At 70.2% G+C, this 18,947-nt stretch carries 13 protein-coding genes; 5 read left to right on the plus strand and 8 right to left on the minus strand.

All coding sequences use genetic code 11. The features are described 5' to 3' along the window. Nucleotides 1–156 precede the first annotated feature (156 nt). The 4 genes from NL112_RS17970 (at nt 157) to NL112_RS17985 (ending at nt 4,341) form a co-directional block, all read left to right on the plus strand. Nucleotides 157–1,377, plus strand: a complete 1,221-nt coding sequence (locus tag NL112_RS17970; protein ID WP_255150224.1) for a CBS domain-containing protein — start codon at nt 157–159, stop codon at nt 1,375–1,377. 65 nt (nt 1,378–1,442) lie between these two features. After that, nucleotides 1,443–2,108, plus strand: a complete 666-nt coding sequence (gene tenA, locus NL112_RS17975) for a thiaminase II (protein WP_255150225.1) — start codon at nt 1,443–1,445, stop codon at nt 2,106–2,108. Further along, nucleotides 2,105–2,833 carry a TenA family protein gene (locus NL112_RS17980; protein ID WP_255150226.1) on the plus strand — a complete coding sequence of 243 codons (729 nt, stop codon included), beginning with the start codon at nt 2,105–2,107 and terminating at the stop codon, nt 2,831–2,833. The genes tenA and NL112_RS17980 overlap by 4 nt, the downstream gene beginning before the upstream one ends. Next, complete coding sequence (locus NL112_RS17985; protein ID WP_255150227.1) at nt 2,827–4,341, plus strand: sodium:solute symporter family transporter; 1,515 nt, start codon at nt 2,827–2,829, stop codon at nt 4,339–4,341. Before NL112_RS17980 ends, NL112_RS17985 begins: the two co-directional genes overlap by 7 nt. 28 nt (nt 4,342–4,369) lie before the next feature. Here NL112_RS17985 and NL112_RS17990 read toward each other — a convergent pair whose 3' ends face one another. The 5 genes from NL112_RS17990 to NL112_RS18010 form a co-directional block, all read right to left on the minus strand. Further along, nucleotides 4,370–5,407 (minus strand): zinc-dependent alcohol dehydrogenase family protein, encoded by a 1,038-nt coding sequence (locus tag NL112_RS17990; RefSeq protein WP_255150228.1) that lies wholly within the window; start codon nt 5,405–5,407, stop codon nt 4,370–4,372. Between the two features lie 69 nt (nt 5,408–5,476). Beyond that, nucleotides 5,477–7,414: a response regulator gene (locus NL112_RS17995; protein WP_255150229.1), complete on the minus strand. Its 1,938-nt coding sequence runs from the start codon at nt 7,412–7,414 to the stop codon at nt 5,477–5,479. A 66-nt stretch (nt 7,415–7,480) separates the two neighbouring features. Then, complete coding sequence (locus tag NL112_RS18000; RefSeq protein WP_255150230.1) at nt 7,481–8,023, minus strand: hypothetical protein; 543 nt, start codon at nt 8,021–8,023, stop codon at nt 7,481–7,483. Between the two features lie 2 nt (nt 8,024–8,025). Continuing rightward, on the minus strand, nt 8,026–9,366 hold the full coding sequence (locus NL112_RS18005; RefSeq protein WP_255150231.1) for an NRAMP family divalent metal transporter: 1,341 nt from the start codon (nt 9,364–9,366) through the stop codon (nt 8,026–8,028). A gap of 1 nt (nt 9,367) precedes the next feature. Next, nucleotides 9,368–10,138 carry a phytanoyl-CoA dioxygenase family protein gene (locus tag NL112_RS18010; protein ID WP_255150232.1) on the minus strand — a complete coding sequence of 257 codons (771 nt, stop codon included), beginning with the start codon at nt 10,136–10,138 and terminating at the stop codon, nt 9,368–9,370. Nucleotides 10,139–10,308: 170 nt separating this feature from the next. On the opposite strand from NL112_RS18010, the gene NL112_RS18015 reads away from it, so the two are divergent. Then, a complete protein-coding gene (locus NL112_RS18015) occupies nt 10,309–11,412 on the plus strand; it encodes a sensor histidine kinase (protein WP_255150233.1) in 1,104 nt (367 codons plus the stop codon). 7 nt (nt 11,413–11,419) lie between these two features. Here the strand turns inward: NL112_RS18015 and NL112_RS18020 are convergent, their stop codons facing one another. From NL112_RS18020 to NL112_RS18030, 3 genes are all read right to left on the minus strand, one after another. Beyond that, nucleotides 11,420–12,187, minus strand: coding sequence for a CPBP family intramembrane glutamic endopeptidase (locus NL112_RS18020; RefSeq protein ID WP_255150234.1), 768 nt, complete (start codon nt 12,185–12,187; stop codon nt 11,420–11,422). A 77-nt stretch (nt 12,188–12,264) separates the two neighbouring features. After that, nucleotides 12,265–17,598, minus strand: coding sequence for a CAP domain-containing protein (locus NL112_RS18025; protein WP_255150235.1), 5,334 nt, complete (start codon nt 17,596–17,598; stop codon nt 12,265–12,267). A gap of 195 nt (nt 17,599–17,793) precedes the next feature. Continuing rightward, entirely contained in the window at nt 17,794–18,612 is an 819-nt protein-coding gene (locus NL112_RS18030) for a helix-turn-helix transcriptional regulator (RefSeq protein ID WP_255150236.1), read from the minus strand. Between the last annotated feature and the right edge of the window lie 335 nt (nt 18,613–18,947).

The following is an 18,947-nucleotide window of genomic DNA, read 5'->3' on the forward strand; positions in this document are numbered from 1 at the left end:
GGTGCCCGGCGGTACGGGCGCCAGGGTGAAAACCGACGCCGCCGGTTCCCACCATCTGAAATCCGGCGGTGACTACGTGCGCCCCGGCGACGAACGCTCAGTTGTCGGCCGTGCGAACCGCGGGCCGTGCGGCCACCCGACGCGACCCTCTCACCCATGGACATCGCAAACATCGTCTCACAGGACTACGTGGAGTTCGCCCCCGACCAGCCCGTCTCGAAGCTCGCGGGCGTCTTCGACGACCCGAGCGTCAGAGGCGTCGTCGTGCGCGGCGACGAGTTCAAGGGCGTCGTCACGCGACGACAGCTCGCCACCTCACACCACCAGCCCGGCGAGAAGCTAGGCTCGCTGGTCTGGCACGTCCCCCGGCTCGCGCCGAACGAGGACGTCCGCGAGGTGGCCCGACTGATGATAGACAGCGACTCGCAACTGCTCCCCGTGTTCGAGGGGGCGCAGTTGACCGGCGTCGTCACGGCCGACGACGTGCTGGAGGCGGTCCAGCCGTTCCTCGACGCCGCGACGGTCGCGGAGGCCGCCAGCCGCGACCTCGTCACCGTCCCGCCGGACGCCACGCTCGGCGAGGCGCTCAACGTGTTCAGGGAGCACCACATCACCCACCTGCCAGTCGTCGAGGGCGACGACGCGGTCGGCATCCTCAGCCTGTACGACGTGGCCGGCCTCACGGTGCGGGCGAGTTCACGGAGCCAGGGCGGGAAGGCCGGCGGCACCGACCCGGCTGGCGGCGAACTGTCCGCGAGCACCGGTCGCACGCACGGCGGGTTCGGCGCCCGCGAAGGCGAACTCGCACGGATGCTGGACCTGCCGGTGGCCGACCTGATGGTGTCGCCGGTGCGGACCATCCACCCGGACGCGACGCTCGAGGCCGCCGTCGAGGCGATGTTCGAGTTCGGCGGCTCGTCGCTGGTCGTCACCGAGAACGGGACCCCGTTCGGCATCGTCACGACCACCGACGCCCTCGAGTCGCTCACCTGGGAAGCCGGCGGCAACCGCTCGGTCCAGGTGTACGGCATCGACCTCGTCGACGACGTGAGCTACGACGACATCGTGGCGATGGTCGACGGGTTCGACGACCGCGACGGCGACATGAGCGTCATCGACGCGAAGATACACCTCCACGAACACGACGAGAAGCACCGCGGGACGCCGCTCATCTACGCCCGCGTCCGCCTCCACACCGACCGCGGCCTGTTCATCGCCTCCGGCGAGGGGTACGGTGCGAGCCAGGCGCTCAACGACGCCAGGGAGGCGCTCGAGCGGCAGATACGCGACGAGAAGACGTACGGCCGGTCGAAGAAACCCCGCGGCGAGGAGTTCTGGGAGAAGCGGTTCGGCTGGATGCTCGAAGGCGAGGACTGACCGGTAATAATCCAGTTATACAATTCAGTCATAACACTTTTTGACCGCCTCGCCGACGGGCCGGTATGGCGTTCACCGACGCGATAGCCGACGAGGCCGACGACTACTGGACGGCCATCGTCGAGCATCCGATGGTCCAGCGGCTCGGCGAGGGGACGCTCGACCCGGAGCCGTTCCGGTACTGGGTCCGGCAGGACTACGTCTACCTCATCGAGTACGGCCGCCTGTTCGCGTTCGGCGCGGCACGGGCGCCGGACCTCGACCGGCTTGCCCGGTTCGCCGACCTCCTGGACGCGACCGTCAACACGGAGAGGGACCTCCACCGGTCGTACGCCGCGGAGTTCGACATCTCCGAGACGGAGTTGGAGGCGACCGGCCCGTCGCCCACGACGCAGGCGTACACGGACTTCCTCGTGCGCACCGCCGCGACGGAGTCGTTCGGCGACCTCGTGGCGGCGTTGCTCCCCTGCATGTGGGGGTTCAACGAGACCGGGAAGCGACTCGCGGCCGCCGGCACGCCCGACCACGAGCAGTACGCCGCGTGGGTCGAGATGTACGCCGGCGACGAGTTCACCGAGCTGACGGAGTGGTGCAAGGAGCTCATGGACGAGGTGGCCGCCGACGCCTCGCAGGCCGACAGGGAACGCTACCGCGAGCGGTTCCGCACCTCCGCTCGCTACGAGTACCTGTTCTGGGACGCCGCCTGGACGCAGGAGGGGTGGCCGCTGTGACCGACGCGGCCGGCACGTTCGCGGCGTACGCCGACGACCGCGAGGACGCCCGCTTCACCGACTGGCTCCGGGCCCGCTCGGAGCCGGGCTGGACCGAGGCGACGACCCACCGGTTCGTCCGCGAACTCGGGGGCGGCGACCTCTCCGAGGAGGTGTTCCGCCGCTATCTCGTGCAGGACTACGCCTTCCTGGAGACGGGCGTCGGCGCGTTCGGGCACGCCGTCGGGCAGGCGCCGACGATGGACGCGAAATCGCGGCTCGCGGGGTTCCTCGCCACGCTCACCGGCGACGAGAACGACTACTTCGAGCGGGCGTTCGAGACGCTCGGCGTGTCCGAATCGACGTACGGCGACCCGGAGGTGGCGCCGACGACCGCCGCCTTCCGCGACCTGCTGGAGCGGGCCGCCCGAGAGGGTGGCTACGCCGAGACGCTGGCGGTGCTCGTGCCGGCCGAATGGGTGTACCGCGCGTGGGCGACGGCCATCGAGAAGCCGCCCGACCGGTTCTATTTCGCGGAGTGGGTCGACCTCCACGCCGTCGACGACTTCCGCGAGTTCGTGGCCTGGCTCCGGGCGGAACTCGACCGCGAGGGCGCGGCCGCGAGCCAGCGCCGACAGCGGCGCATCGAGCGGCTGTTCGTCCGGACGGTCGAACTGGAGGCCGCGTTCTTCGAGGCGGCGTACGACCCCGCGCTCGACCCGGCAGGAGGTGACCGCCCGTGGTGAGCGCCGGCGTCGCTCTCGGGCTCACGGTGGCGACGCTCGTGGCGTTCGCGGCGCTGGGCGTCGCCTACTCGCGGGGCCGCGTGGGTTCGGTCGAGGACCTGCTCGTCGCCCGCAACTCGACGGGCGAGCGGCGACTCACCGCGACGCTCGTCGCCTCCGTGATGGGCGTCTGGATACTGTTCTCCGCACCGGAGGCCGGCGCCGGGTTCGGGCTCGCCGCAGTGCTCGGCTACGCCGTCGGCGAAGCGGTGCCGATGCTCGCGTACGCGAAGCTCGGGCCGCGAATCCGCGAGCTGTTGCCGCGGGGCCACTCGCTGACCGAGTACGCCCACGCCCGCTACGGCCGCGCGATGTACCTGTTCGTGCTCGCGGTGAGCGCCCTCTACATGTTCGTCTTCCTCGCCGCCGAGTTGACCGGCATCGCGGGCGCGCTCGCGCTCGTGGCCGGCGTCCCCGAGTGGCAAACCGCACTGGCCGTCGGCGGCATCGTCCTCCTGTACACGGGCTACGGCGGCCTCCGGGCGAGCATCGTCACCGACACCGTGCAGGCGCTCGTCGTCCTCCCGCTTCTGGTCGTCGCGTTCGTCGGCGCCGTCGTGGCGCTCGGGGGCGCCGACGCCGTCCACGCGGGCGTCGCCGCCGCGAACCCCCGACTGCTCGACCCGACGAGCGCCGCCGGCTTCCAGTTCGGCCTCGCGCTGGCGTTCGCCATCCTCGGCGCCGAACTCCTCAACCAGACGTGGTGGCAACGGGTGTACGCCGGTGCGTCCAGCGGCACCGTGGCCCGCGGCTTCCGCAACGCCGCGGTCACGAACGGCCTGGTCGTCCTGCTGGCGGCGCTGTTCGGCGTCGTCGCCGTCGGCGCGACGGACGTCGTCACCGACCCCACGAGCGCCGGCTACAACGCCGACGTCGCCTTCTTCCTGCTTCTCGACACCGCGTTCCCCGACGCGCTCGTCGTCGGGGTCGTCCTGCTTGCGGTGGTGCTGGTCGCCAGTTCGGTCGACACGCTGTTCAACGCGCTGTCGAGTCTCGTCACCGTCGACCTGGCGCGGGTCGCCAGCGGCCGGAGCGACCGCGCGCTCGCGGTCGGCGCCCGCGTGTTCACGGCCGTCGTCGCGCTGGCGGCCGTCTACGTCAGCCTCCGGGCACGGAGCGTTCTCCGGCTGTTCTTCCTCGCGGACCTGCTCGGGGCGGCCGTCGCCGTCCCGCTGGTGGCGGGGCTCTACTCGCGGTCGCTGACCGGCCGCGGCGCCCTCCTGAGCAGTCTCGCGGGACTCGCGGTCGGGCTGGCGTACTTCCCGGACCTCCGGGGGTACATCACCGCGGTCCCCGTCGTCGGCCCGCTGTTGCCCGCGCCCGACCCGCTGTATCTCACGTCGTTCGCGGGCGCATTTCTCGTCTCGGGCGGCCTGACGCTCCTCGCGGCGCGCATCTCGCGGGCGGAGACGGACCTCGACCGACTGGCAGGCGAGATGCGTCGCCTCGGCGGGGAGGCGGCCGACTGACGCCCGCCGAGACCCCCGACCGGCGGCGTCAGTTCCGCACCAGCACCTTCACCGCGTCGCGTTCGTCCATCGCCCGATACCCCTCCGGCGTGTCTTCGAGGTCGACCGTCTTCGTGAACACCGGCGAGGGGTCGAGCGTTCCCTGTACCACGTCGGCCATCAGGTCGTCGACGTACGCCCGCACCGGGGCGATACCGCCCGCGAGCGAGACGTTCTTCCCGAACGCCGTGCCGAGGAACGCCGCCTCGTCGACGCCCGCCGGGACGCCGACGTAGCCGACGGTGCCCCCGGGTCGGGCCACGTCGAACGCCGTCTCGAACGACGACTCCGCCCCGACGCATTCGAGGACGTGATTCGCGCCGCCGTACGTGAGTTCTCGCACGCGGTCGACGGCCGCCTCGCCGCGTTCGCTCACGGTCGCGGTCGCGCCGAACTCGCGGGCGATGTCGAGGCGGTCCTCGTGGTGACCCACGGCGATGATTCGCTCGGCGCCGAGGCGTCGCGCCGCGAGCACGCCACAGAGCCCGACCGCGCCGTCTCCGACGACGACGGCGGTGTCGCCCGCCTCGACCCCCGCGCTGACCGCGGCGTGGTGGCCCGTACACATCACGTCCGTCAGCGGCATCAGCGCCTCCAGCACCGCCTCGTCGTCCGCGTACCGGTCGGGGACGCGCACGAGCGTCCCGTTCGCGTGGGGTGCCCGCACCTTCTCGGCTTGCGCGCCGTCGAGTTCGCCCGCCCACGTGTCGCCGGTCACACAGGAGGTGTGGAGCCCCTTCCGGCAGAACTCACACGCCCCACAGCTGATGGAGAACGGCGCGAGCACCCGGTCGCCCGGCCGGACGTTCGTCACGTCGTCGCCCACCTCCTCGACGATACCCATCGGTTCGTGGCCAGTTCGCCACCCCTCCTCGTACTCGCGTTGCCCGCGGTAGAACCAGAGGTCCGACCCGCAGACGGCGGTGTGGGTGATTCGGACCACTGCGTCCGTCGACTCCTCGATTTCGGGGTCCGGTACCTCCTCCATCCGAACGTCGCGCTCGCCGCGGAACACTGCTGCCTGCATGCTCCTACTGTGATTCCATCTCACGTTAACGGTGCGCATACCAGAACCGCCTGCGGGTTCTCGCGGGCCTCAGTCGTCGACCGACACGCCGCGGAACTCGAAGCGTGCGCCGCCGGCCTCGCTGTCGGTCAGGTCCACCGCCCAGCCGTGGGCCTCTGCGATGCTCCGGACGATGCCGAGACCGAGACCGGTGCCCTCCTCCGCGGTCGTGTAGCCCAACTCGAACACCTGTTCGCGTCGGTTCTCGGGGACGCCGGGACCGTCGTCGGCCACGTAGAACCCGTCGTCGAGCGCTCCGAGCCGGATAGTCACGTCCTCGTCCGTATGCTCCACGCTGTTTCGGACGAGGTTCGCCAGCAGTTGCCGGAGCTGGCTCCGATCGGCGACGACCGTCCGGTCGGCCGCGACCTCGCTGGTCGCTGGCCCCGTCGCCACGTTCGAGAACGCTCGCCCGAACGCGTCCCCGAGGTCGACCGGCTCGGTGTCCCCGGTCCGGTCGGTTTCGCGGGCGAGCGTCAGCAGGTCGTCGATGAGGTCCAGCGCGCGGTCGACGGCGTCGGCGGCGGCCGCGAGGTTCTCGGGGTCGTCTCCCTCCTGGGCCATCCGAATCCGCCCCTGTGCGACGTTGAGCGGGTTCCTGAGGTCGTGGGAGACGACGCTGGCGAACGATTCGAGCCGCTCGTTCTGCCGCTGGAGCCGCTGTTCGCGCTCGCGGCGCTCGGTCAGGTCCTCGGTCACCTTCGCGTACCCGCGCAGTTCGCCGTCCCCGTCGTACAGTCCGGCGAGCGTGATGTCGGCCCAGAAGCGGCTCCCGTCGGCACGGACCCGCCATCCTTCGGCGTCGACCACCCCGGTGGTCGCGGCCCGCTCGAGCAGTTCCTCGGGCCGCCCTTCCTCGCGGGCCGACTCGGGGAAGAACGTCCGGTAGTGGCGGCCGCGTATCTCGGCTTCCGTGTACCCCTTGATAGCCTCCGCGCCCGGATTCCAGGTCGTCACGTAGCCGTCGGCGTCCATCGTGAAGATGGCGTAGTTCTCGATGGCGTCGACGAAATGGTGGAACCGGTCGCGCTCGCGTCTGAGCTGTCGTTCGACGTCGCGGTGGTGGAGCGCCTCCGCGATGTCGGTTCCCAGCCCACCCAGCATCTCGCGCTCGCGGCCGTCGAACGCGTCTTCGCGGCCGGCGTACACGTTCAACACCCCGTAGGTGGTGGCGCCGTATCGCAACGGGATGGCGATGCTCGAGCGGTAGCCGCGGTCGAGCGCCGCCTCGCGCCACGGCTCGAACGCCTCGTCCTCGGGGATGTTCTGTGCCACGGCTATCTCGCCCGCTCGAAGCGCCTGCCCGGTCGGCCCCGCACCCGTCGGCGTCTCGTCGGCCGTGACGGATATCTCGTCGACGTACGTCTCGTCGAGACCGTCAGACGCCCGTGGCTCGACCGTCTCCTCCTCGGCGTCGTACGCACCGATCCACGCCAGCAGGTACGGGTCGGTGTCGGCGATGATCGAGCAGGCGCGACGCTCGACCTCCCTGCGAGTCGTGGCGTGAACGAGCGCCTGGTTCACCCGGCCGACCAGCTTCCGGACCCGCTCCAGGGCCGCGGCCCGCTGGCTGGCCCGGTACTGGTCGACAGCGTTCGTGACCCGGTTGACCAGGAGTTCGTACTGCTCCGGGCCGCCGCCCTTCTGGAGGTAATCGGTGACGCCGGCGGCGATGGCGTCGCTGGCGATGGACTCGCTCCCGTGGGCGGTGAACAGGACGAACGGCAGGTCCGGATGCGAGTCGCGAACCGCCTCGAGCAGTTCGATGCCGTCGATGCCGGGCATTTGGTAGTCGGAGACGACACAGTCGACCTCGTCGTCGAGTCGGTCCAGCGCCTCGCTCCCGCTCGTCGCCGTCTCCACGGTCAGCCGCCCCTCCACCTCCTCGACCATGTCGGCGGCCATCTCCGCGAACCCCGGTTCGTCGTCGACGTGTAACACCCGAATCGGGTCACCCGAGCCACTCATCAGCAGATGAACGCGGCTTGAGGCTACAGGCATAATACTCTACCCCGTTTCCGCCGGGGCGACCCGCTACTCCAGTTCCACGACCCGGTCGGCCCAGGCGCGCAACCGCTTCAGCGCCGCCCGCTCGTTGCGCGAAACCGCGTCGCCGGTCCCGAGTTCCTCGCTCTCGAAGGCGTTCAGGACGGCCACCGTCGCTCGGTCGCAGTAGTCGGTCAACCGCTCGGTGCGGGAGGCGTCCGCCTGCAACGGGATGGTCGCGTCGTTGACGAACACGGCACGCGGCTCCGCGGGCGCGGCCTCGAGCACGCGCTCGGCGTTGCGGGCGTTCTCTCGGGCGAGTTCGACCGCCCCTTCGGCCGTCTCGCTCTCGGCGCGGGGCGCGTGGGCCTCGACGACGCCGTGAAAGGCGGCGTCCGGGACGGTCGTGAACCGGGTGAGGCGGCCGCCCAGCAGTCGCCCGTCGCGTTCCAGTTCGGGGGCGAACTCCAGCACGACGACGCCCTCGGCACCGTTCGCCGCGACCCACTCGTCGAGCGCGTCGGCCGTGTAGCGGGTCTTGCCGGCGTTCGAGGGGCCGACGACGAGCGTGGTGCCGGACTTCGGGGTCATGGCTACTCGGCGGCGCCGTGCTGTCGGCGCCCGGTCGCCAGCCACTCGCGGACGAACAGCGCCAGAAGCGCCAGCGTCGCCGCCGCGAGCACCGCCGCGAACACGACGACCAGCCCCGTGATGGGGTCGATGCCGCCGGCCACCTGCTCGCGGAGGAACGACCCCGCGGTGACGACGGTGACGCCGACGAGCACCAGCCCCGCGAGGTTCGCCGTCGGGCCGTTCGTCTCGGGGACCGCACCGGGGTCGTTCAGCAGGTACAGCACCAGCGCGAGTGCGAACGGCGTCCCGACGAGGCCGAACGCGAGCACCAGCACGAGCAACTGGAAGAACGCGCCGCCGAGGAACACGCCGCCGATGCCCAGGAGTGCGGTGGCGACGATGGCACCCCTGTATCGCGGGTCCGAGACGTCCCGGTCCCAGCCGAGTTTGTCAGCCAGGAGGTACGGCGGGACGACGGTGTTGCCTCCGAGCGTGGTGACGGCCGCGCCCGCGAGGCCGAACAGGAACAGCCACTTGGCGTAGCCGCCGACCAGCGGACCCAGCGCCTGTGCGGCCGACACGGCCGTCAGGTCGGCGGCGTTCACGCCCGGCGAGTGGAGGACCGCGGCCGCGACGAGGAAGATGGCGAGACTGTAGACGCCGAACGCGCCGAGCATCGACGCGCCGATGTCGAACCGCGCGAGCCCCTCGTCGTCGCGGGTCCACCCACGGGCCCGCATCGTGTACGACTGCATCGTCACCAGGGTGATGTGGACCGCGCCGCCGAGGATGCCCGCCGCGACGAGCGCGCCGCTGACGCCCGAGGGAATCCGGGGGACGAGACCCGCCGCGGCCGCCCCGAGGTCGATGGGGACGACGAACACGCTGGCGACGAACGCCAGCACGACAAGCGAGACGAGCAGTTTCGCCCCCAGTTCCGCCAAGCGGTAACCGCCACCCGCAAGTCCGACCGCGAGCAACAGGCCCCACACGACGGCCCAGACGCGGGCATCGACGCCAGTGATGGTCGCGGAGACGCCCGCGACCGTCTTCATGATGACCAGTTGCGCGAGCCCCGATGCGAGCACCGTGTCGGCGACGAGGAGCCACGCCCACCACGTCCCGAGATGCTCCTCGACGACGCCGACGATGCCCCGCTCTGTCAGCAGGCCGAGTCGCGCCGACAGATACTGCGAGGTGGCGCCCAGCATCGCCGACAGCACGGTTATCCACAGCAGTGCGTAGCCGAAGGTGGCGCCGCCAGTGACGAGACTCGCCATCGTCGCGGGGCCGGCGGCGATGGCGCCCGCGAGCCACGTCGGCCCCATCTGCGAGGCGTACGAGCGGACGCTGTCGAGCATCTCAGACGCACCCCGGGAACTCGTCGCCGGCTATCTGGAGCGTGTCGACCCACTCCGGCCGCTCGTCGTCGGTGAACCGCGACCGACTCCGCATGTACGCCAGGATGTACGCCCGGCGCCAGTCGTCGGTGTCGTTGGGAGCGGTGTAGTGGGGGACGAGACAGTGCTGGAACAACACGTCACCGGGCTCCATCGGGAGCGAAACGGTGTCCTCGGGCGTGTAATCGCGCTCCGCGATGGTGATGTCCGTGTCGTACTCCTGTGCCTCGTGGCCCAGTAGCCCGTCGGTGTGACCCCCCGGCACGACCTGCATACAGCCGTTCTCGGGCGTCGCCTCGTCGAGAGCGACCCACACCGTCACGTGGTCCATCGGGTGGATGGGGTAGTAGGCCGCGTCCTGGTGGAACTTCTTGGCGCTGCCGACGCCCGGCGGCTTCAGCATCGCCGCGCTCCGGAGCAGTGTGAGGTTCGGCCCCTGCAACTGCTGTATCACGTCCACGATGCGGCGGTCGAACGCCAAGTCGCCGAACACCTCGTCCTCGCGGGCCATCGCGACACCCTCGAACTTCCGGACCGGATCGCCCTCGCCGTCGAAGCTCCCCACATCGGCATCGGGTTCGAGCATCCGCGAGAACTCCGTCTCCTCGCGCTCGCCGGTGACGTACTCGCGGAGCCGTTCGGTCACGGCCTCGACCGTCTCGCCGTCGAGCAGGTCCTCGACCACGACGTACCCCTCGCGCTGGTACTGTTCGAACTGCGCGTCGGTGAGCATACTACCGGGTGGTATCTCCGAAGCATAAACATTTGTGGAACTCAAATATTTATTTTGACATCTATGAAGGTTGAGAGGACCGCAACGGTATTGGTGTCCGGTGTCGGGAGGGCACACGTGAGTCGCTCACCGTGAACACGCTCCGGGGGACAAGTCGGGTCAGAGACTGGGTGGGACAGCGCCACTGGGCAGCCTGGCTCATCAGCGGCCTCGGCCTCGTGCTGGCGGCGCTGTCGATGTGGTATCTCATCGTCGTTCGGGCGCTGTATCTCGGTGCCGTGGCCGACCAGGGACCGGCCGTCCTGCTTTTGAACGCCCTGGAGGTGCTGTTGCTGGCCGGGTTCTCGCTGGTGCTCGTGTACGCGGGCTACTGGCTGGCCACCTCCACGTTCGAAGAACACCGCGTCTGGTGGGCGGGCCTGTGGACGATGGTGGGGCTTGCAGGCATCGTCACCCTCGTCACGTTCGGGGTGACCGTCCAGTTGAGTCAGGGGCGGTACGTCTCGGACCCGACGCTCGTCCAGGAGCTACTTCTGGCGGCCGGCGGCGGGGCGCTCGCCGGTTTGCTCATCGGCATCTCGACGCTCCGGGAGACAGTCGAGTCAGAGGAGGCGCGCAACCAGCGGGACGCGCTGTTGTTCGTCAACGAACTGCTCAGACACAACGTGCTCAACGGGATGCAGGTCATCATGGCGAACACCGACCGGCTCGAACGGGCCGTCGACGACGAGGACGCGCGGGCGTTGCTCGAGGCGAACGAGGACCGCGCGGAGACCATCGTCGACCTCGTGGAGAACGTGCGGGCGCTTGTCCGGTCGGTGTCCAACGAAGTCGACCTGATGCCGGTGTCGCTGACGACCGTTCTCCGCACGGAGGCGCGGGCGCTCAGGCAGGCCCACCCCGACGCGGCGGTCACGGTCGACATCGAGACGGACGTGGCGGTCACCGCCGACGAACTGCTCCCCGCAGTGTTCGAGAACGTGCTGAACAACGCCGTCGAGCACAACGACAGCGAGACGCCCGAAGTGGTGGTGACGGTGACAGCGGACGCGACGACGGTGACGGTCCGGGTCGCCGACAACGGTCCGGGCATCGACGACGACCGCAAGACCGCCTACTTCGACGCTGGCGAGCAGGCTCCCGAGAGCGTCGGCCAGGGGCTCGGTCTCTATCTCGTCGACGTGCTCGTCGACCGGTACGGCGGCTCCGTCCGCATCGAGGACGACGAACCGCGGGGCGCGGTCGTCGTGCTGGAGTTCGAGCGGGCCCAGTGACGGCCGCTCACGCCAGTCCCGAGCGGAACGCGACGTACGCGAGCACCAGCAACACCGCGTTGTACGCGCCGTGAACGACGGCGTTCACGAGCAGGTTCCCGGTGCGCTCGTAGGCGAACCCGAGCACAAGCGACGTAATGAACAGGCTCGATAGCACCACGAGCTTCCCCGCCAGCGGGCCGACGAGCGTGAGGTAGTGGATAGCCGCGAACGTCGTGGAGGCGGCGACGACGGCCGGCGTCGCGGACAGCACCTCCCGCATCGTCCCCTGCACGATGCCGCGGAAGAACAGTTCCTCCATCGGGCCCACGAGCAGAAACGAAAGCACGGCGACCAGAAGCAGGATGTCGGGGTTCGCCTCGCCGGCGACGCTCAGCCCGCTCCGCGCCAGCGGTGCACCGAGCGCCACCGCCGACGCCACGACCCCGAAGTACAGCACCAGCACCAGCAGGGAGCCGCCGACCATCCACGCGGCGTCACGGAGCGTCGGCCACCGGAGGTTCACGTAGTCGAACGGCAGACCACGGAGTCGCAGATACGCCAGCGTGGCGAGGCCGAACCCGACGAGTTCGATGAGTAGTAGCTGGACCCCGAGCGCGACGAGCGACGGCAGGGAGACGCCGAGGGCGTCCAGCCCCTCGAAGAACGCGACCGGGACCAGTTGGCTGAAGCCGAGACCGACGAGCGCGACGACGACGGCGAACCCGACGACCGTCCCAGGACCGCTCAGAGTGCGCCCGGCGACGGTGACCGAAGACCCGGTACGGGGAGGCATGGTTTCCGGACTACGACCCAACGTGACAAAAGTATAACCCATACCGGCGCGCCCCGACTGGGACACGACAGGCCCGCTCACTCGCGACGACGGACCGCAAGCACCGCCAGCGCGAGCGTCGACACGACGCCGAGTCCACCGAGTCCGCCCGAGGAGCCGGCATCGAGACCGAGCAACCCGGCGGTTGGCGTGTCCGTCTCCGTCGCTATCGGGGGCGAGAGGCTGTCGGTGGGCGGGAACGTGGCCGTCGCTGTCGTCGTGGGCGATTCCGTCCGGGTCGGGGAACGCGTCGCCGTGGGAGTGAGCGTCGGCGTAGCGGTCGCCGTGTCGGTGGGCGTCGGAGTCAGCGTGGGCGGCCTCGGGGTGGGCGAGAGGACGGCCGGCGTCGGCGTGGCCGTCAGCGTCGGCGTTTCGGTCACCGTCGGCGTTTCGGTCACCGTCGGCGTCCCGACGGTACAGACGCCCAGCGTGACCCACACTTCGAGCATGCCGGTCGCGGTCGTCAGATAGACGCCGACGCCTCCGAGGTCACCGCCCTCGGCGAACACGTCGGCCGTGGCCGGGTCGGCGAGCCACTCGGAGACGACAGCGTCGGCCACCTCCGCGCTCGTCGCCGGCTGGTCGACGGTAGCGACGTTCTCGACGTAGCCGCCCGCACAGTCCGGGACCGACGATGCACCCGCGAGCCGGTCGGCTGGCGATTCACCGGCGGCGTTCACCGTGTCGAGAGCCCCCGCGTCCGCCATCGCGGCGCTGTGGGCGCGAGCGACCGAGGCGATGGAGTCGTTGAACGCCAGCGGAGCGAGCCCCTCGTCGGCCCTGGCATCGTTGACCGCGTCGCCGAGCGACTGCTCTATCGCCTCGGAGTCCACGAGCACCGGCTCCGCCACGGCGTCGCCGGGGTCGGCCGGATTGTACCAGTGTATCGTCCGCCCGGGGTCGTCGGGGTCCGCGCCGTAGCGTGCCGGGTCCTCGAACCCGGGGTCGGCGCGGTCGAGCGGGTCGGTGCCGTCGTCGACTTCCTCGCCGTCCGTCAGCGCGTCCCGGTCGCTGTCGGGGAACAGCGGGTCGGTTCCAGCATCGAATTCGGCGCCGTCGTCCAGTCCGTCCACGTCGGTGTCGGCGAGCGTCGCGTTCGTGCCGACCTCTGCCTCCCGTTCGTCGGACAGTCCGTCACCGTCAGTGTCGACCTGCCCGACGGCCGCGACGGTGACGACGAACGTCTCGGAGCCGTTGACGAACACGGGGGCACCGGTGTCAGCGGTGCCCGAGAGCGTGTAGTTCCCGGGCGCGAGTCCCGTGGCCGACGCCGAATCGAACGGGGCGACCGCGAGCGTCACCACGGGTCCGGTCGCGTTCGTGACGTTCACCGTGACGCCAGTCTCCGAGGGGTTCGACACCGTGAGCGTCGCGTTCTCCACCGTCGCCGTCAGGTTCACCGGTTCGGGCGCCGGCTCTGCGACGCTGAACGCGAACGTCTCGTCGGCGTTGACGAGCGCGACCGCCCCGGTATCCGTCTCGGCTGTGAGCGTGTAGTTCCCGGGCGCCAGCGACCGCGAGACGGAGTCGTTCGCGGACACGCCGAACTGCTCGGTGACAGTCTCGTTCGAGAGGGTCGCCGTCACCGACGTGTTCGCCGGGTTCTCGACGGTCAGCGTGTCGTTCTCGACCGTCGCCGTCAGGTTCACCGGCTCCGGCGTCGGTTCGCCATCACCGTCGCCGTCACCGGGTGCGACGGCGAACGCGAAGCTCTCGTCGCCGTTGACGAGCGCGGCCTCGCCGGCGTCCGTCTCAGCCGTGAGCGTGTAGTTCCCGGGCGGGAGGTTCTGGACATCGGTGGCGGTGGCGGGCGGTACCGACAGCGTCTCGACGGTGTCGGTGTCGTTCGACAGCGTCGCGGTCACGGACTCGTTCGACGGGTTCACCACCGAGAGCGTGTCGTTCGTCACGGTCGCCTCGACGTCCACGGGTTCGGGCTCCTCGCCCTCGCCGGCCACGGCGAACGCGAACGACTCGTTCCCGTTGACGAGGACCGGCCCGCCCGTCTCGTTGGTCGCGGTCAGCGTGTAGTTGCCGGGAGCGAGCGTGCGCGTGACCGTCTCGCCGCCGAGTACGTCGAAGCTCTCGGTCGCCGTCTCGTTCGAGAGAGTCGCCGTTACCGACTCGTTCGACGGGTTCTCGACGGTCAGCGTGTCGTTGACGAGCGAGGCGTTCAGGAACGCGACCGGTTGCGTGGGTCCGGGGTCCGTCACGGCGACGGAGAACGCGAACGTCTCGTCACCGTTGACGAGAACGGGAGCGTCGGTCCCGTTCGCGGCCGTGAGCGAGTAGTTGCCCGGCGGCAGGTCCGCGACCGTCTCCGACCCGTTCGGCGGCACGTCGAACGACGCGACGACGACCGTCTCGTTTGAGAGGGTCGCCGTGACGCTCTCCGCCGACGGGTTCTCGACGGTCAGCGTGTCGTTCTCGACCGTCGCCGAGAGGTTCGCCGCCTCGGGTTCCGGCGTCGGCCCGGGGGCGCCCAGGGTGAACGCGAACTCGGGGTCGCCGTTCACGGTCGCCGCGGTGCCGTTCTCGGTCGTCGCCGCCAGCGAGTAGTTCCCGGGTGCAAGCGCATCGACGGTTCCGTTCTCGCCGGGCGCGAGCGACAGCGATGCGACGACGGTCGTCTCGTTCGACAGGTTGGCGACGACCGAGACGTTCGAGGGGTTCTCGACGGTCAGCGTGTCGTTCTCGACCGTCGCCGTCAGGTCGGGCGTCGGTTCCGCGGCCGGTTCGCCGGCCACGGTCACCTGCAGTTCGGTCTCGTTGTTCAGTTCGAGCGGGTCGCCCGCGTCCGTCTCGGCCGTGAGCGTGTAGTTGCCGGGCGCGAGGTCCTCGACGGCCTCCGTCCCGTTGGCCGGCACGTCCAGCGTCTCGGTCGCCGTCTCGCCCGCCACCGAGACGTTCGCGGTCGCGTCGTTCGGGTTCGACACCGAGAGCCGGTCGCGCTGTTGGACGACCGTGAGGCTCCGGCCCGTGGTCGGACACTCGGCCACGTCGACGGCCAGTTCGGTCTCACCGTCGACCGTGACCGTCGTCCCGTCGCCCGTCGCCGCGGACAGCGTGTAGTTGCCCGAAGCCGAGACGACGCGCCGACTCTCCCCGGGCCCAACGCCGAGGCTCCGGGACTCCTCGTTGGTGACGTTCAGCACGACCGGGACGTCGTTCGGGTTCGTCACGGTGACGCGCTCGCAGTCGACGCTGACGTTCAGCGTCGTCAGCCGCGGCGGGTCGTCCGGGTCGAGTGGATCGGTGCCGTCCGCGACCTCCTCGCCGTCGAGGAACCCGTCGTCGTCGGTGTCGGGGTCCGTCGAGTTGGTGCCGATGACGCTCTCGTTCATCGTCGAGAGCCCGTCGTTGTCGGGGTCGATGGTCTCGGGGTCGTTGATGTCGAGCGGGTCCGACCCGTTCTCGACTTCTGCACCGTCTATCAGGCCGTCGTCGTCCGAGTCGGCGTCGACCGGGTCCGTCCCGAGGTTGAAATCGACGCTGTCGTTCAGTCGGTCGTCGTCGGTGTCGGGGTCGTTGGGGTCGGTGCCGATGGCGAGTTCCTGTCGGTCGCTGAGGCCGTCGCCGTCAGCGTCCGGTTGCTCGGGGTCGTCGGGGTCCAGCGGGTCGGTTCCCCGTGCGACCTCCTCGCCGTCGGTCAGCCCGTCGTCGTCCGTGTCGGGGTCGGTCGGGTCCGTGTCCACCTCGACCTCCTCGCCGTCCGCGAGGCCGTCGGCGTCGGTGTCGGAGTTCAGCGGGCTCGACCCGTACACGTTCACCTCGTCGCCGTCGTCGACCCCGTCGGCGTCGGTGTCGTTGTCGTTCGGGTCGGTGCCGATGCGCCGCTCCTCGCCGTTCGTCAGTCCGTCCTCGTCGGGGTCGCGCTCGTTCGGGTCGTTCGGGTCGAGGGGGTCGCTCCCGGCTTCGACTTCCTCGCCGTCGTCGATGCCGTCGAAATCGGTGTCGGCCCGCGTGGGGTCGGTTCCGAGTTCGACTTCCTCGCCGTCGTCGAGTCCGTCGTCGTCGCTGTCCCGGTCGCGAGGGTCGGTCGACTCGACGAGCACCTCGGTGCCGTCGTTCAGACCGTCGCCGTCGGTGTCGACGTCGCGCGGGTCGGTGCTGATGAGCCGCTCCTGGTCGTCGGTCAGGCCGTCCCGGTCGGCGTCGGCGGAGACGACCTTCCTCTTGCCGTTGGCCCGCGAATCGCGGTACACCTGCCCCGCGTTCTGGTTGCGGTCTTTGACCGCCTTCTTCACCGAGTCGGCGGCGGCCACCTGCACGACGACCTGAATCTGGACGACGTTGACTATCTGGACCTGCGTCACCTGTCCGAGCACGCCCTCACAGGCACCGCGAGCGGCCGACTGGACCTGCGTCACGGAGGCCTGCTGGCTCTGGGAAACCGCGCCGGACGCGGCACCCGTGGCCGCGACCTGTATCTGCTCGATGCTCACTCGCTGGCTCTGGGAGATGGCACCGTGAGCGCCGCCGTTACTGGCCGCCTGCACCTGCTTCACCGTCGCTTTCTGGCTCTGGGAGACCGCACCTTTCGCCGCGCCGAGCGCGGCCACCTGCACCTGCTTGACGTTCACCTCCTGTACCTGCTTCAACACCCCCTCCGCGCCGCCACGGGCGGCGCTTCTGGCCTTCGTCCGGTCGCCCTTGGCGTCGAGTGCACCGTAGGCGGCGCCCTGTGCGGCTTCCTGTATCTTCGGCACGTCCGTCACGCCGTGCTTCTTCGCGCCCGACGCGGCACCCGACGCCGCCCCCTCCGCGACGAACTGCAACTGTCTCACGTCGACCCGCTGGGCCTGGGCGACGGTGCCGTGGGCCGCGCCGAACGCCGCGGCCTGCACCTGCGAGACCGACGCCTGCTGAGACTGGAACAGCGCCCCCGTCACGCTCCCGCCGACGGCCGCCTGCACCTGCTCGACGCTGACGCTCTGGGCCTGTATCAGCGAGCCGTACGCGCCGCCGAACGCCGCACCCTGGACCTGCTCGACCGACGCCGACTGTCGCTGGACCGCCGCGTCGACCGCTCCGCTTCTCGCCGCCCGTATCTGCTGTTGGCTCACCTCGACGCCCTGTTGCTGGACGAGTTCGACCGCGGCGTCGACTCCCCGCCGCGCCGCGTCGCGCCGACCGGCCTGACGGGAAAGCGACGGCGGTGAACGAATCCTGGGCAGGACCGTCGGCGACGCGAGCGCGGGAGGCCCGGAACTGCCCGGGCCGTCGACAGCGGTCGAGACGCCGGCGACGGCCGACAGCGACGCAGGCGTGTCGGCCAGGTACCCCGCGTCGCCCGCCGACACGCCTGTGGTCCCGCTGGCGACGCCGACGCCCGCGACCGCCGCGCTTGAGGCGACAACTACGGCGAGCACCGCGGCAACTGCTCGTCGTCCCGTTCGTCGATACGCGGGCCGACCGCGGGTGTGTGAGGACATGGGTGGCTCTGCGGGGAGTTTCGACACTGTGAGTTGTTAGCGTGTCTCGCGTTCGGTGTGCAGACCCCGTACATCGTGCGCAGTGCGTCCGGGGCCGCCGTGGGCACAGTCGGACGGTGGCTCTCGGGGCGACTACTCCACCGGGGTGGCTCTGGCGCGGTAGTCGGCGAACACCTCGTCGGCCCACGCCTCGACGGCGGGGGCCTCGGACTCGACGAGCGCTTTCATCACCGCATCACCGTTCACGATGCCGAGTTGCACCTCGCCGTCGACCAGACCGAGATAGAACGGGACGCTCCCCGTCACGGCGTAGAGGTCGAGTTCCTCAGCCGCCTGGAGGTCCTCGAACCGACTCGCGTACGCGGGATTCGACTCGAGTGCCTCGCGCACCGCGGCCCCGAGGACGATACTCCAGTCGACGCCGTCGGTCGCCCGGGAGTGGACCGCGTCGACCGTCGCGGGACTGGCCGCGGGGAACAGACCGCGAACCGCCGAGGCCGTCGTCAGTCGGTCGGCGAGCCGTCGAATCGGTGCGTACGGGTCCGTCGGCGTCCCGACGGTGATGCGGGCGTCGCTCAGCGCCCGAAGGTCGAATCCGAGTTCCTCGCGGGGGAGCCACCGTAACACGTCCCGGAGTTCGGCCGCGAGTCCCACCGTCTCGACGAGGTCCCGCAGTTCCTCGGTGACGAGGGCTCCGGCGGGCGTGATGGCGTACTCGACGGCGGAGGTGGTTATCCATCCGTGGTCCTCCAGCGCGTCGACGTTCCGGTGGACGGTCGTTCGGGAGGCGTCGACGAGTTCGCGGAGTTCGTCACGCGTACAGCCGTCCCGCTCGTACAGCGCCAGCAGGATACGCACGCGGTGGGGCGACCCGACGAGGAGCGCGATTTCGGCGACACGGTCGTCCAGTGGCGAACTCCCGGCCGTCACCGCTGTGCGTCGGTCCGTCATCGGTTCCGTCGACCGACTGACGGCGGTGACGCGCAAAAACCGGCGCGTTCGTTCAGCAGGGAAGCCGCCGGCAACCGGTGTGGAAGCCCCGATTATCCGCCGCGGAACGCCCGAAAGTCCCTCGTACCGAATCCGCGACATCGGCCGTTCTTCCCAGTAACACGCCCTTGCACCGACACCCGTAGATACCCGGACGCTCACCCCCGACAGGCTACGACGGGGCGGGCCCGCACACGACTGATATCCGTGCCGTCGCCCCCGGTCGACGACCCCGGGTCTCCCGGCGGAGACCGCTCCGACCAATTAAAGGTAACTTGTCCTAATGTACCGCCAGT

The sequence above is a fragment of the Halorarius halobius genome, from assembly GCF_024298865.1.
Taxonomy (GTDB): Archaea; Halobacteriota; Halobacteria; order Halobacteriales; family Haloarculaceae; genus Halorarius; species Halorarius halobius.

What these genes read in the sequence shown, in the direction of transcription:
- NL112_RS17970 (WP_255150224.1), top strand. Translation starts at nt 157, where the DNA reads ATGGACATCGCAAACATCGTCTCACAGGACTACGTGGAGTTCGCCCCC.
- tenA (WP_255150225.1), top strand. Translation starts at nt 1,443, where the DNA reads ATGGCGTTCACCGACGCGATAGCCGACGAGGCCGACGACTACTGGACG.
- NL112_RS17990 (WP_255150228.1), bottom strand. Translation starts at nt 5,407, where the DNA reads ATGCAGGCAGCAGTGTTCCGCGGCGAGCGCGACGTTCGGATGGAGGAG.
- NL112_RS17995 (WP_255150229.1), bottom strand. Translation starts at nt 7,414, where the DNA reads ATGAGTGGCTCGGGTGACCCGATTCGGGTGTTACACGTCGACGACGAA.
- NL112_RS18000 (WP_255150230.1), bottom strand. Translation starts at nt 8,023, where the DNA reads ATGACCCCGAAGTCCGGCACCACGCTCGTCGTCGGCCCCTCGAACGCC.
- NL112_RS18005 (WP_255150231.1), bottom strand. Translation starts at nt 9,366, where the DNA reads ATGCTCGACAGCGTCCGCTCGTACGCCTCGCAGATGGGGCCGACGTGG.
- NL112_RS18010 (WP_255150232.1), bottom strand. Translation starts at nt 10,138, where the DNA reads ATGCTCACCGACGCGCAGTTCGAACAGTACCAGCGCGAGGGGTACGTC.
- NL112_RS18020 (WP_255150234.1), bottom strand. Translation starts at nt 12,187, where the DNA reads ATGCCTCCCCGTACCGGGTCTTCGGTCACCGTCGCCGGGCGCACTCTG.
- NL112_RS18030 (WP_255150236.1), bottom strand. Translation starts at nt 18,612, where the DNA reads ATGACGGACCGACGCACAGCGGTGACGGCCGGGAGTTCGCCACTGGAC.